The sequence below is a fragment of the Azospirillum sp. Sh1 genome (assembly GCF_008365135.1).
Taxonomy (GTDB): Bacteria; Pseudomonadota; Alphaproteobacteria; order Azospirillales; family Azospirillaceae; genus Azospirillum; species Azospirillum oryzae.
In genome coordinates this window covers 1-13822 of record NZ_VTTK01000060.1, presented here as the reverse complement: position 1 = coordinate 13822, position 13822 = coordinate 1, and the positions used below count along the sequence as shown (strand labels likewise).

The window sequence follows — 13822 nt, the reverse complement described above, 5'->3', positions numbered from 1 at the left end:
CTAGCACCGAAGAGTGCCGCAGTCGCTTCAAGGTCGAATTGACGCTTTCCCAGCCGCCGCCAAGATTTGGCGCGTTCTTTTTCCTTATCTGCGCCCGTGCAACCCACCCCATGCGACTTGGCGGACGCAGCGCTCCCCTCTCAGGCGGGACCGGGAAAAGAAGCGGACTATAGGGGGCGAAGGAAACCGGATGGCTCTCGAAGCTGGTACGATCATCAAACATGGTTGGATGTTCATGGTGGCGAACGTGGTCAACCGCGCCGCGGGACTGCTTCTGCTGCCGCTCTATACGAAAGTCCTGTCGCCGGCGGAGTTCGGCGTCTATGCCCTGATCAGCGTCGTGGGCGACATCGTCGCGGTCATGCTGATGATCGGGATGATCAACGCCTTCACCGTCGTCTATTTCGAACATGCCGACAACCGCGGCCGAAGCCGGGTGGTCAGCACCACCATGATCGGGCTTTGGGCGGCCTCGCTGCTCCTCCTGGCGGTGGCGCTGCCGGCGGGATGGGGCGCCAGCCACCTGCTGTTCGGCGGCAGCGATCAGGCGCCGATCATCGCCTTCGCCTTTGCCGGCATCGCGTTCAGCGCCGTCTTCGAACTGGCGCTCGCCTATTACCGCGTCCACAAGCGGTCGGGCACCTGCCTGCTGATCTCGGTCGGCAAGGCGGTCGGGCTGATCGGCCTCAACCTCACCTTCCTGCTGGTGATGGACCTGGGTGTGACCGGCATCTTCCTGGCCAACGCCATCACCTTCGTCGGGCTGGGCATCGCGCTGACGGTGGCGATCCTGGGCGCGAACGGCGTCGGCTTCTCCTTCGGGATCCTGAAGCGGGTGTCGCTGCTGGGCCTGCCCTTCATGCCGCAGACCATGCTGGACATGGGCAACCAGTTCGCCATGCGCTATCTGGTCAACCTGCTGATGGGTGTGGCGGCGGTGGGCGTGCTGTCCTTCGGGCTGCGGCTCGCCACCATGCTCTACATGTTCCTGACCGCCTCCTTCCTGCAGATCTGGTCGGTCAGCCGGATCGAGGCCCAGCACGATGTCGGCGACAACACCGCCGGGCGCGAGCAGTCGGAATTCGTCTTCTACCTGTTCGTCGTCCTGCTGTCCGCGGCGGCGCTGGGCATGGCCCTGACCTCGCCGGAAGTGCTGTGGCTGATCGCGTCCAGCGAATACGACACCGTGCTGCCCTGCATGCCGCTGCTGGTGCTGGCCTATGTGCTGCACGGCGTGCGCATGCATGCCGAGGTCGGGCTGGTGAAGACCAAGAAGGTCGGCGTCCTGCCGGCGATCTCGCTGGGCGGTCTGGCGGTCGGCACGGCGATTATGGGGGTGACGCTGGGACCGCTCGGCCTGATGGGCGGTGCCATCGGCGTGCTGGGGCGCGAGCTGGTGATGCTCTGCGCCACCGAGACGCTGTGCCGCCGCCTCAGCCCGAAGGAGCCGCCGCTCAGCATCCTGCGGGTGACGGGCATCCTGGCTCCGGCCGCCATCGCCTATCTGGCCGGCCTCGCCCTGTTCGGGTTCGAGGTGAACCCCACCTTCGCCGCGGCCAAGGTCGGGCTGACCATGCTGTTCGCCGTCGTCACCCTGTTCGGGCCGAGCTTCGGCAAGACCGACCGCGCCATGCTGTTCCGCATGCTCGGCCGATTTTTTCGCCGGCCCCAAGCGGCCTAACGATCAGCCGAACGGTCGGCCTGACAACGATTAAACCGGGAGGATCCCACCGCGATGCAGGATGTTCCGCGCTATACATATCGGCAGACGGTCGCGGCGGACGCCATCCGCTACGGCGGAGGTTCCGGCCTCGGAGCGGTGCTGAAGCTGCTGGCGGGAAACCGCTTGTTCCGGGTGACCTTCACCCTGCGCAGCTGCCAGGCGGCCGACCGGATGGGAGGGCCGCTGCGCAAGCCGCTGCTGGCCGTCTGCCGGCTGCTGCACCGCTGGACCCAGCATTCGGCGGCCATGGATCTGCCGTGGGAGACCCAGGTCGGACCCGGCCTGCGCATCCTGCACGGCTGGGGGCTGGTGGTGAACGCCAACGCCCGCATCGGCTCCAACGTCACCCTGTTCCACGGCGTCACCCTGGGCCAGAAGGACGACCTGCTCCCCAGCGGCCGGGTGACCCATTACCCGGAACTGGGCGATGGCGTCTGGGTCGGGCCGCATGCGGTGATCATCGGCGTCAGCGTCGGCGACGAGTGCATCGTCGCCGCGTCCTCCGTCGTCACCAAGCCGATGCCCCGGCGCACCGTCGTCGCCGGCAATCCGGGAAAGGCGGTGGCGGAGGTCACCATACCCGACATCCCGCATCCGGCCCCGGTCGGCACGCTCTCCTCCCAGACCACCGCCGCACAGGCGTCGCCCGTTCCCGGCTGATTGCCGGACACAAGACGGAAAGGGGCCGGCAGCGTGGCTGCCGGCCCCCTCCTTCATCGTTACACCGGTTGCGGTGAAGCCGATCCTTAGGCCGCGTGGGCCATCGGGTCGTGCCACTCCATGCCGTGATAGGCGGTGTCGTAGGCGGTGTGCGACAGGTCGGTGACCGAGCTGTCGATGCTGGCGACGGTGGCCGTCGGCAGGTCGCCGGCGGTCGTGTCGTTGGCAGCCGTCACCGTGTGGGCCAGCAGGTCGGCCGAGCTGAGCGAAGCGGCGGCGGCCTTCGCGGCGGAGGCGTCGACGATGGTGCCGGTGCCGGTGGCGTCGGCAAGGGTCGCGGCGGTCGGGTTGGAGATCTTCAGGCTGAAGGTCTCGTTGCCTTCCGTCACGCTGTCGCTCAGCACCTTGACCGTCACCGTCTTGGCGGTCTCGCCGGCGGCGAAGGTCAGCTTGCCGTTGGTGGCGGTGTAGTCGGAGCCGGCCTTGGCCGTGCCGTCCACCGTGGAGTAGTCCACCGTGACCGGGCTGCCCGAGGCGGCCGACAGCTTGACCGTGAAGGTGGCGTTGGCGGTGCTCGGGCTGCTGGAGCCGCTGTTGGTGTCGAAGATCGCGCCTTCCATGGCCGGCTTGATCAGGTTGATCTTGGACTGGTTGATGGTCTTGTAGTCGTCCATCAAGATGCCGCCCACGTCACCCGATTCCGGCGTCCAGGCCCAGAAGGTCCAGCTCATGCCCTTGTCGCCGGCGGCGATGTCGCTCTTGCCGTCCAGGTTCCAGTCGCCGTTCAGGTACTTGGCCATGGTCTTGGCCCAGGTCTGCTCGGCCGAGCTGTTGAACAGGCCACCCCATTCGCCAAGCAGGATCGGCGCGGTGTCGTTCTTGTACAGGTAGCCCCACATCTTGTCGTACTGGGCCGGCAGGTTGTTCGGATAGGCCGGATCGTTCAACCAGCTGAAGTTGCCGACGCTATGGCCGTAGGCATGCGGCGAGTAGACGAGCTTGTTGGGGGTGTCGAAGTGGATCGGGCGCGACTGCGCACCGGCCAGCGTGCTGCTCCACTCCGTGCCTTCGACGAACAGCAGCCAGTCCTTGTTCACGGTCTGGATGGCGTTGCCGATGCGCTCGGCGGCCGAGGCCCAGTCGGTGGCGGCGCTGCCGCCCCAGGTGGCGGTGACGCTCGGCTCGTTGTGCAGATCGGCGCCGATGACGGTCTCGTTGCCGGCATAATGCTTGGCCAGCATCTTCCAGTTGGCGATCACCGTCGATTCCGGGTGCTTGCTGGTGTACCACAGCCCGTGTTCGTTGGTGCCGGCGCCGCCGTCGTTGCGGTGGTGGTCGAGGATCACCTTCATGCCGAGCTTGCCGGCATAGTCGATGACCTTGTCGTAGACCTGCAGGCGGGTCAGGCCGGCCAGGTCCGGGTTCTTGGAATAGTCGATGCCGTTGGTCACCGCCGAGCTGTCGAACATCTCGTCCGACATGGTCAGGCGGATGGTGTTGAAGCCGACCGACTTCATCTTCTCCAGGTGGCCCTGGTAGCTGTCGGCCCACAGGCCGGCGGGCACGTAGTTGTAGCCCTCGCCGCCGAACCAGTTCACGCCGGTCAGGCGGACGGTGTTGCCGGCCTCGTCGACGATCTGGTTGCCCTGGGTGTGCAGGAAGCCCTGGATGCCGCCGGAGGAGGTGCTGCCGGTCGGTTCGGTCACCGACACGTCGCTAACCGAAAGCGTCGGCTTGGTCGTCGGGTTGGTCGGGCCGGTGGTGCTGCCGGCGAACCAGGACTTGTCGGCCTTCACCTCCATGGTGCCGTTCCACCACATCGCCTTCTGGCCGGCGACGATATCCCGGCCGTCCAGCGCGCCCTTGTCGATCGACACGATGCTGTCGGTCGGGGCGACGGCATGGCCGCCGATGGTGATCTTGTTGACGTGCAGGTTGCGGTCGACGCTGCCGACCACGCCGTCGTTGTCGTATTGGATCTGGACCTTGTGGGCGACGTCCGCGGCCACGTTCGCGTTGAAGGTGAAGTCCTTGGCGGCGGTGCCGGCGGTGCCTTCACCGATCTGCTTGCCGTCGACCATGACCTTGAAATGGGCGTTCACGCCGCCGGCCGCCGTGCCATACGCATTCACGACGATCGGCGTGCCGCCGGTGGTCGGGGTGGTCGGCGTCGTGGGCGTGGTCGGGGTCCCGGCGGCGCTGGCGAACAGGTCCTTGGACATGTTGAAATCGAGCGAGCCGCTCCAGGACAGCACTTCGCGGCCGGACAGGGTGCCCTGGCCGTCAGCGGCGTAGGAGACCGTCGAGCTGGTGGAAGCGATGGTCTTGCCGTTGACTTCGATCGACTTGACGACCAGGTCGCGGTACATGCCGGCCTTGTCGGTGGACATCCAGTCGTTGTCGTACACGACCTGGACCTTGTGCGCGGCGTCGGGCGCCACCTTGGTGGTGAAGCTGTACCGGCCGGCGCTGGTGGAATTGACCGTCGCCTGGCCGACGGCCACGCCATCGACGAGGAACTTGAAGTGCGGCCAGACTCCTCCGGCAGACACACCCGAGGCATTGACTACGAAGGTCGTATCGACGGGGCTCGTTGCCATTGGAAGCATCCTCTTTTCCGTGTTTTCGCTGGAGCCCAGACTGGCCGGAAAAGGTTAACGAGCTATTTCAAATTTTAGCGAAATGAGGCTCTAATGCCACTATCACTTGTGAAAAGAATGAGACACAAAAAACCCCTTTGTCGATGCATTGCAGCAACAAAGGGGTTTTTTGTGGAGGCAACATATTGAACGGAAATGAATTTCCGTGTTCGCTCACGGCGTCAGCGCGGTTTGTGCGCGACCAGGAACACCTCAGGCCGGAACATATAGAGCTGACCTATCCTTCCGAGCTTGCGATTTAGGGTTAATGGAAGCCGTCCCAAAAATGCCTCGACCACCCGCATGTAGCCGAAATAGGCACGGCTGGCGAAATGCAGATTCATGTGGCGGCGCACCGCCATCGGCACGACATAGACCGCCTCCACGCGGCCGAAGCCGGCTTCGCGCAGCATCGCCGCGGTCTCGCCCCAGCCATATTCGCGCAGATGCATGCAGACCGGCTCCTGCAGCCCGAACACCTCCGACAGGTCGGCCGGACCGGCGAACTTGTGCGGCATGCTCAGGACATATTTGCCGCCCGGCTTCAGGATGGTGTGGACGTTCGTCATGTGGGTGACGACGTCGTCGGGGTGCATGTGCTCCACCACATGGGTGGAGACCACGCTGTCATAGCGGCCGGCCGGCTCGAATTGGGCCAGATGCACGCCGTCGCTGTTCTTCCAGGTGACGTTGGATTCCTGTTCGATCCAGTTGGCGCCACGCTCGCGCGTCACTTCCGTCGCGACGCAGCGGTAACCGTGGCGGGCGAGGTAGCGCAGCAGCCGCGCCTTGCCCGATCCGACCTCGTAGACATCCTGCGGCCCGCCCAGCAGGGTCAGGAAATGGCGGAAGTCCAAGTCGTCGTTGCGGGTGTGGGCGTCGTCCTCCGCCTCGTTCAGCCAGGGGCAGCTGGTGTAGAGCGTGGTGTAGGCCTTCTCGAAGGCATCCCACCGCTCTTCCGGCTTGGTCTCCATCAACTCGCGGGCAAGCCGCCGTTCCAGGGTCCAGTGACGCTGCACCATCTCGACGGTCAGCGGATAGGACGGCGAAAGGTGGAACTTCCTCCGGTAGCGCTCGACGAGGGCGTCGTCGGTCCTCCGGTCGGCGGGCAGCCGATCCATCGGCAACGTGTCGGCTGTATTCTGCACGATCGACCTCTCCATCAGGGGGGTGCCGGACGCAATGAAGGACTCTAATCGGGCATGGGAACCGGCGCCCGCACGCGAAGGAGAAAACACGCGGACCTGTCGGAGGGGGAGGCGATCGACAGAGGCTTACCTCCCCTGCGCATCGCCCTCGCCGGACATCAGCCTGACCGCACCCTGCCGGTGCGCGCCTTTTCCCGCAGCGTGTCCACCACCGCCGTGTAGAGCGGCAGCGGCCGTGAGTTCTCGTCATAGGGGGAGGGGTGGGGGTGAAGGTCGGGATGTTCGCGCGCGATGAAATTCAGGTCTGAGCGCAGGTGCCACCAGCACAGTTCCTCCACCCGCGCATTGTCCAGCATGTCGGCCAGATACTGGCGGGCCAGCTGGGCCATCGCCCGGTCCTTCTCCGCCCGCGACCAGGATCGGGGCAGGCGCGTCTCGTCGACATCCATCTCCGTCAGATGGACGGCGAGGCCCAGCTTGTCGACGGCGCGCAGGAACTTGCGCATGCCGGCGCTGTCATAGGGCTTGCCGCCGATCAGGTGGCTCTGCAGCCCGATGCCGTGGATCGGCACGCCGCGCTTCACCGCCCCGGTCAGCCAGTCGAGCAGATAGGCGCGCTTGCGCTGCTGCCAGCCCTCGTCGATCTCGATGCCGAACTCGTTCAGCACGAGCTTCGCCTTCGGGAAGGCCTTGTGCACATGGTGGAAGAAGGGATCGAGCCATTCCGGCCCTTTCTCCGCCCCGCCGGCCGCCACCCACCACATGCCGCGGCGGAAGCCGTAGCGGTCCTGCTGGCGCGGGTGGCTTTCCGCCGTTTCCCAGAAGAAGACCTCGTTGGCCACGTCGATGCGGTAGAAGATATCGCCGTAGCGCTGCCGCACCGCCTCGACGACGCCGGTGAAGCGCGGCCAGACATTCTCCTCGCTCAGCGTGCCCTCGGGCGAGAAATAAGCGCTTTCCGAAATGCCCAGCTCCGCCTGCCGGGCCGCCGGCAGCTTCATGTAGGGCGGCATGCCCATATGCTGCCAGATGATGGTGTGCCAGTTCGGCGTCGCGCCGATGCTGCGCGCCAGTTCCACCGCCGCATCGAAGCGGCGCCAGTCGAAATTACCCTCCGTATGCTGGAAGACTCCCCATTTGCCGCCATTCTCCGGGGTGACGACATCGCATTCGCGCGCCATCAGCCGGTCGAGCATGGGGTCTTCCGGATCGACGAAATGGTCGCGGGCGGCACCGTGGCGGATGCCCAGCGCCCGGCAGGCCTCGCGCAGGGTCACCGCCGGCTCCGCCGCCTCTGCGTGGGTTGCGGCGGCCTCCGCCGGGGCCGGGCCGCTGGCGCCGCGGCAGCTCGCCAGCACCGCGCCGGCGGCGGCGGTCCACATCAGATCGCGCCGGCTTGGACGCCATTCAGGGCGCCATTGGGGGCGCCATTTGGGAAAACCGGGCTTCGGACTCTCGGTCATGCGAAGGGGCTCTCTTCCTGTCCTGTCGCGGGGGCCGGTCATAAACACCCTCTCCCGTCCCGCGAGAGGGTGTTCGTTGCCATGAAGAGACCCCTCCCTCCGGACGCCGCAGCGTCGGTGAGGGAAGGGCCTCGGGTAGAAGGAGCTTCAGGTTACCCTGCCTGCTTTACGGAGCGGTCCGCAGGGTGGTGTCGCCATAGTATTTCCGGGTCGCCACGTAGCTGTTGTAGGGACCCTGGTAACCGCGCGAGGCCGCCTTCTTCAGGTTCACGTCGGTCATCACCGCCACGAACTTCGAATGGTCGATCGGCCCCAGATCGGCGACCGCCTGCAGGTCGCTGGCCGTGGTGTGGCCCCAGCGGCTGACGAACATCACCTTCGACGCGGCGCCGCAGACGATGCGGGCATCCGACACGGCCAGCGCCGGGGCGGTGTCGAAGACGACCAGATCGAAGTGCGGCGACAGGCCGGCCATCAGGTGGATCAGGCCGTCGACGTTGAAGCGGTCCAGCGTCTCCGACATCAGGCGGCCGGCCGGGATCATCGCATAGGGCGCGTCTTCGCTGCTGTGCACGATCTCGTCCAGGGTCGCGGTGCCGGAAATCCAGTCCGACAGGCCCTTCTTGGCCGACAGGTTGAACAGGGCATCGATGCGCGACCGCCGGAAGTCGGTGTCGACCACCACCACGCGGCGGCCGGCCTGGGCCGCGACCTGGGCGACGGCGAGGCTCATCGACGTCTTGCCGTCCTGCGGGCGGGCCGAGGTGACGGCGATGGAGCCGACCGGACCCATGTCCGCCAGATGGTTGCGGAACAGGGCGCGCATCGATTCGGAGAACAGCGAGAAGGGGTGGTTCTGGAAGATCTGGTCCAGACGGCCGCGGGCGCCGCGGGTGGAGTGGTGCGGGACGATGTGGACCGTGCCCACGCCCAGGATGCGGCGGACGGCGTCCGGGGTGCGGATGCGGCGCTGGAACAGCTCGATGCCGAAGACGATGAAGACGGCGACGGCGAGCGAGGCGACGAAACCGGCCAGCAGCAGCAGGATGCGGAAGGGACCCGACGGCTCATGCGGGACCTGCGGCGCCGAGACCAGCTTGACGGCGGTCGGGAAGGCGCGGTTGTCCTGCTGGGCCTGCACCTCTTCCAGACGGCCGAGCAGGCTGTCCAGCAACTGGCGCTTGGCCTGGGCCTCGGCCTCCAGCGTGCGCAGCGGCACCGCTTCCTCGGCCATGGTCTGATAGCCGGATTCCAGCTTGGCGATCATCGACTTCAGGGCGTTTTCCTGCTCGACGGCGACGTTGGCCGCTTCGCGGACGCCGGCGATCTCGTGGCGGACCTCCTGCTGCAGCGAGGAGTTCGCCTCGTTCAGGCGGGCCTGCAGTTCCTGGATGCGCGGGTGCTTCGGACCATACTGGCGCGACAGCTGGGCCAGTTCGGTGGAGATCGACGCGACCGTGGCGCGCAGCTGGGCGACGACCGGGGAGGCGAGGCTGCCGCCGTTGCCGGTGCTGCGCTCCAGCGTCTGGGCCTGGGCGACGGCGCGGGCGCGGTTGGCGGCGGCCTCGGCCAGACGCAGGCGGGCCTGCTCAAGCTCGGTGGTCGCCATCAGGCCGTTGGTGCCGTTCCTGACCAGACCGGCCTTGAAGCGGACGGCGTCGACCTTGGTGTCGGCCGCGGCCACTTCCTTGCGCAGGGTGCCGATGCGGTCTTCCAGCCAGGCGACGGCGCTGGTGGACAGGTCGCGGTCCATCTGCTGGCGGGTTTCCATGTAGCGGTGGACGACGGTGTCGACCACCTTCTGGGCGATTTCCGGATCGAGCGAGGTGTAGCGGACCTGGATCACGCGTGACCGGCCGACGATGCCGACTTCCAGATTGCGGCGGACGCGGTCCAGAACGCCGTCGATGCTGTCGGCGGCGCGGGTCTCGCGCAGGTGGGTGTCCTTGGTCATGTCGTCGCCATGGGCCAGGACCGCGTCGACGAAGCCCGGCAGGTCGGGACCGAAGACGGCATGGGCCTGTTCGCGCGTCCAGGCGGTGGCGCGCTCGATGAAGGGCTTGCTGTCGTCGGACTGGACCGGCGGGTTGAATTCGGGGTTGGTCGCCAGCCCCAGATCGGCGATCGATTGGGTCAGCACCGCCGTCGACTTCAGGATTTCGATCTCGCTGAGGATCGCGCTGTCTTCCGGCGTGATCGCGTTCAGCGCCTGATCCTCCGCACGGACGACGCGGACTTGCCGGTTGTCGACCAGCAGAAGCGCTTCGGAGGTGTATTTGTCCTTCATCAGCGAGACGCCGAAGGCCGACAGCGCGGTCAGCGCCAGCACGATGGCGGCGATCAGCGTCTTGTGGGCCGCCAGCACCCGCAGGATGAAGCGGAAGTCGGGGCCCATCGCCGGAGCCGGACCGTCGAAGTCGCGCGGCATGTGGTGGCCGGCCTGGGTGGGCCATGCCGGAGCCGGCGGGCCGCCCGGACCTCCGTTATTGATCTGGGGAAGATTTTCCACGTCTCAAAGCTCCTTCTGGATAGGCGACCGGCGGATCGTCGACTGGGAGATCCGGGGGGAGATCCGGGTGGAAGCGGGCGCTGCGGCGCCCGATCCGCGGGCGCGGAGGGATGCGGCACGGCGAAGGCGGATGGTGCTCCAGGCGAAGCCGAAGGCACCGATGCAATAGCGGCGGAACAGCCGGCGGGGCTCTTGCGCCAGACGGAAGGCCCATTCCAGGCCGGAGCGCTGGACCGCTTCCGGAGCGCGCTTGAAGCGGCCGGCCAGGAAATCGACGATGGCGCCGCCGTTGACGATCAGCACCGGATGGTCCAGAGCGCGCTTCAGCTCCGTCGCGATCTCTTCCTGCTTGGGCATGCCCATGGCGAGCAGGATGACGTCGGGGCGGGTGGCCCGCGCCTGGGCGATGTAATGCTCCGTCGGGTGAAAGCCGTGCTGCAGGTCGGCGTAGCGGTGCGGGGTGGCCGCTTCCAGGACGACGCGGGCACGGTCCAGCCACGGGGTGGCGGTGCCGTAAATGGCGACGCTGCGGGAGGTGAGGGATTTCAGCAGCAGCGGGATGAAGTCGGTGCCGTTCATGTTCAGGCCGGCCGGCCGGCCCAGCACCGGCAGCACCGCCTGCAACCCGATCCCGTCGCGCAGCAGGACGTCCGACGAAGCGAAGGCGGCCAGCGCCGCGTCCGAGCCCATGCAGACGTTCAGGCCATGCGCGTTCAGGAAGGACAGCACCGTCGGACGGTCCACCGCGCCCAGATAATCGATCAGGGCACGACGCTCGCCGTCGTTCGAAATGCACCGCATGCGCTCGATCAGTTCCAGGACCTCACGAGGGTTCGGCATGCGCATCTCCCAAAAAATTAGTCGGAACAAAGCATTGACCGTTTCGCGACCGGTCTTGCGGTCGATCCGGCCTGGCCTGATGTCGGGCCTGTCCGCCGGGCGGCGGCGGCTAACCCGTTGGGGCCGGCCACCAAACCTGCGTGGCTCTATGTGGCCGGTCCTCCCCCCTTTTCGCACGGGCGAGATCGGCGAAACGGCGACGGATTCGAATTAGCCCGGGCTTGCTCCCTTCGGGGGATTCGGCTTGCCGAATCGACCGGTCAGACCCATAAAGAGGGACCCCGGCCATAAAGAGAGACCCTGGCGCTCTATGGCTGTTGTCGGATGACGCAACCACCGGCCTGCCCACCAGCCGGATGGATCGGCTGTGCGGCCGACCCGATCAGCCGAAGCGCTTGCATGACCGGGGCAATTCCAAGAAAAGACGATCCATGACCGACGACACCTCCGACAACGCCCGTTCGGGCCGCACGCCCGGCACCGCCGACGAATTCGACCGCCGCGACGCCCTGCGCGCGGTGGCCGCCGTGGTGCGCGGCGACGGGATCGAGGTGGATGCCGACAGCACCCCGGCGCGCTGGTCGGTCGCGGTCAACCACCTCGTCCAGATCCCCGGCACCGATCGCAAGCTGAAGCTGCGCTTCAAGGTGGCGCTCGGCCCGCTGCCGGACATCGAGGCGGACCTGTGGGGCCTGCTGACCATCGACGAGGGCTTCGGCCGGCCGCAGGCCAAGGCGCTGGGCAAGCGGGTGAAGGGCGCCTGCCTGTCCTCTCCCGCCATCGCCAAGGCGAAGGACCGCGTCGACGGCTGGTTCGCCTCGATGGCGCAGCGGGCGGCCGGCTTCGGCGAGTCCTGGCGGCCGAAGGGCTTCGCCGACGAGCTGGGCCGCGTCGTCGGCTTCGGTGGCCGGATTCCGCGCCTGCAGACCCTGCTCGACGCGATGGAGGAGGCCTTCTCCACCGCAGCATCCCGCGCCGGCCTGAAGGTGCGGCGGGAGCGGCTGGAGGATGCGTCCGGCATGGGCGTCTATCTGGACAGCTTCGCCACCGCCCGCGCGATGATCCGCAAGCTGCGGCTTTACGTCGGCCCGACCAATTCGGGCAAGACCCACGCGGCGATGGACCGGCTGGCGGAGGCCGAGAGCGGCTGCTACCTCGCGCCGCTGCGCCTGCTGGCGCTGGAAGGGCAGGAGGCGCTGGAGACGCGCGGCCGCCCCTGCAGCCTCGTCACCGGCGAGGAGCGCGACGTGCGGCCCGGTGCCGCCTTCACCTCCTCCACCATCGAGATGGTGAACACGTCCAAGGTATGGGGCGCCTGCGTCATCGACGAGATCCAGATGATCGGCGATCCCGACCGCGGCTGGGCCTGGACCCAGGCGGTAGCCGGCGTGGCCGCTCCGGAAATCCTGATGACCGGATCGGCCGACGCCATTCCCTACGTCAAGCGTCTGGCCGACGCGATGGGCGAGGAGCTGGAGGTCGTCGAGTTCACCCGCAAGTCGCCGCTGCGTGTCCAGGAGGAGCGGGTGAAGCTGGAGGAGGTGAAGCCGGGCGACGCCCTGATCGCCTTCTCGCGCAAGGACGTGATGGCTCTGCGACACGACCTGCTGGGCCGCAACCACAATGTCGCGGTGATCTACGGCGCCCTGTCGCCGGAGGTCCGCCGCGCCGAGGCACGCCGTTTCCGCGAGGGCACCGCCGATGTGCTGGTGGCGACCGACGCCATCGGCATGGGGCTGAACCTGCCGGTCGCCCGCGTCGTGCTGTCCACCACCCGCAAATATGACGGGCGCGAGGAGCGCGAGCTGACCGCGTCGGAGATCCGGCAGATCGGCGGCCGGGCCGGCCGGTTCGGCATGCATGAGGAAGGCCGCGTCGCCGTGCTGGACGGCGAGAACATCAACCCGGTGCGCCGGGCGCTGACCTCGCCGCCGGTGCCGCCGGAAGACCCGCGGTCGTGGATCTCGCCCAATCTCAGCCATGTCGAGGCCATCGCGCGCGAACTGGACACCGACAGCCTGGCCAAGGTGCTGCGCACCGCCGGGCAGGAACTGCTGCGCGCCAACCAGACCTTCCGCATGACCGACCTGGAACAGCGCATCCAGGCGGCGGCGGCAGTGGACCGCGCCAAGCTGCCGCTGGCGCAGCGCGACATGCTGGCCCGCTGCCCGATCGACACCCGCGACCAGAACAACCTGCGCCTTCTCGGCGGCTGGGCGGTCAACCAGGGCAGGGGCATCCCCAACGCCGCCCCCGACGCCGCCGAGCGCTTCCGTCACAGTGTCGGCACCGACGTGGAGCTGGAGAAGGCCGAGCGCGCGGTGAAGGAACTGACCGCCTACGCCTGGCTGGCCTACCGCTTCCCCGACGCCTATCCCGAGATGGATCTGTGCCAGGAGCGCCGGGCGCACCTGAACGCCTTCATCGAGCGGACGCTCGCCGAGCGCTCGCTCGCCCGTGCCTGCCCGGTCTGCGGCGCGCGGCTGAAGGCCAACCACCGTTTCCGCGTCTGCGACAATTGTTACAGCAGCCGCGTCGAGGATCGCCGCGGCGGCCGTCGTGGTGGACCGGAGCGTGGCAACGGCGAGAAGCCGGTCGGCCACCCCCACCACTTCCACCATCCGGTGGCGAAGGAAGGCGGGCGCGACACCGGCCGGGGTGGTCCCCGCACAGGCCGTGGCTCAAAGCGGAGAAGCGCAATCCCCTCTCCCCCCCGGGGAGAGGGTTAGGGTGGGGGGGGAGCGCGACGGCCCTTCCCCAAGAATCCACCTCCTGCATCCCCCCCCCCCCCCCCCCCCCCCCCCGCGGGGGGGGGGGGGGGGGGGCTTAACCCCAGCTCC

8 protein-coding genes are annotated in these 13822 nt (G+C 67.5%); 3 read left to right on the top strand and 5 right to left on the bottom strand.

Features of this window, described 5'->3' with window-relative positions:
- Positions 1-190: 190 nt before the first annotated feature.
- Positions 191-1681: a lipopolysaccharide biosynthesis protein gene (locus FZ029_RS31335; protein ID WP_149201246.1), complete on the top strand. Its 1491-nt coding sequence runs from the start codon at positions 191-193 to the stop codon at positions 1679-1681.
- 54 nt (positions 1682-1735) lie between these two features.
- On the top strand, positions 1736-2383 hold the full coding sequence (locus tag FZ029_RS31330; protein WP_149273973.1) for a serine acetyltransferase: 648 nt from the start codon (positions 1736-1738) through the stop codon (positions 2381-2383).
- 86 nt (positions 2384-2469) lie between these two features.
- Here the strand turns inward: FZ029_RS31330 and FZ029_RS31325 are convergent, their stop codons facing one another.
- The 5 genes from FZ029_RS31325 to FZ029_RS31305 all read right to left on the bottom strand — a co-directional run bounded on the left by FZ029_RS31325 (position 2470) and on the right by FZ029_RS31305 (position 10982).
- Positions 2470-4983 (bottom strand): carbohydrate-binding domain-containing protein, encoded by a 2514-nt coding sequence (locus tag FZ029_RS31325; RefSeq protein WP_149273971.1) that lies wholly within the window; start codon positions 4981-4983, stop codon positions 2470-2472.
- Positions 4984-5204: 221 nt separating this feature from the next.
- Complete coding sequence (locus FZ029_RS31320) at positions 5205-6170, bottom strand: class I SAM-dependent methyltransferase (protein ID WP_149273969.1); 966 nt, start codon at positions 6168-6170, stop codon at positions 5205-5207.
- Between the two features lie 158 nt (positions 6171-6328).
- On the bottom strand, positions 6329-7552 hold the full coding sequence (locus FZ029_RS31315; RefSeq protein WP_247892589.1) for an endo-1,4-beta-xylanase: 1224 nt from the start codon (positions 7550-7552) through the stop codon (positions 6329-6331).
- Between the two features lie 247 nt (positions 7553-7799).
- A complete protein-coding gene (locus tag FZ029_RS31310) occupies positions 7800-10142 on the bottom strand; it encodes a polysaccharide biosynthesis tyrosine autokinase (protein WP_211104270.1) in 2343 nt (780 codons plus the stop codon).
- A 3-nt stretch (positions 10143-10145) separates the two neighbouring features.
- A complete protein-coding gene (locus FZ029_RS31305; protein WP_247892588.1) occupies positions 10146-10982 on the bottom strand; it encodes a WecB/TagA/CpsF family glycosyltransferase in 837 nt (278 codons plus the stop codon).
- A gap of 431 nt (positions 10983-11413) precedes the next feature.
- Between FZ029_RS31305 and FZ029_RS31300 the strand changes: the two genes are divergently transcribed.
- Positions 11414-13711 (top strand): helicase-related protein, encoded by a 2298-nt coding sequence (locus tag FZ029_RS31300; protein ID WP_149273963.1) that lies wholly within the window; start codon positions 11414-11416, stop codon positions 13709-13711.
- Positions 13712-13822 lie beyond the last annotated feature (111 nt).

Bases quoted from the DNA above. Each gene is read 5' to 3' on its own strand.
- FZ029_RS31335 (WP_149201246.1), top strand. From the start codon at position 191: ATGGCTCTCGAAGCTGGTACGATCATCAAACATGGTTGGATGTTCATG.
- FZ029_RS31330 (WP_149273973.1), top strand. From the start codon at position 1,736: ATGCAGGATGTTCCGCGCTATACATATCGGCAGACGGTCGCGGCGGAC.
- FZ029_RS31325 (WP_149273971.1), bottom strand. From the start codon at position 4,983: ATGGCAACGAGCCCCGTCGATACGACCTTCGTAGTCAATGCCTCGGGT.
- FZ029_RS31315 (WP_247892589.1), bottom strand. From the start codon at position 7,552: ATGTGGACCGCCGCCGCCGGCGCGGTGCTGGCGAGCTGCCGCGGCGCC.
- FZ029_RS31305 (WP_247892588.1), bottom strand. From the start codon at position 10,982: ATGCCGAACCCTCGTGAGGTCCTGGAACTGATCGAGCGCATGCGGTGC.
- FZ029_RS31300 (WP_149273963.1), top strand. From the start codon at position 11,414: ATGACCGACGACACCTCCGACAACGCCCGTTCGGGCCGCACGCCCGGC.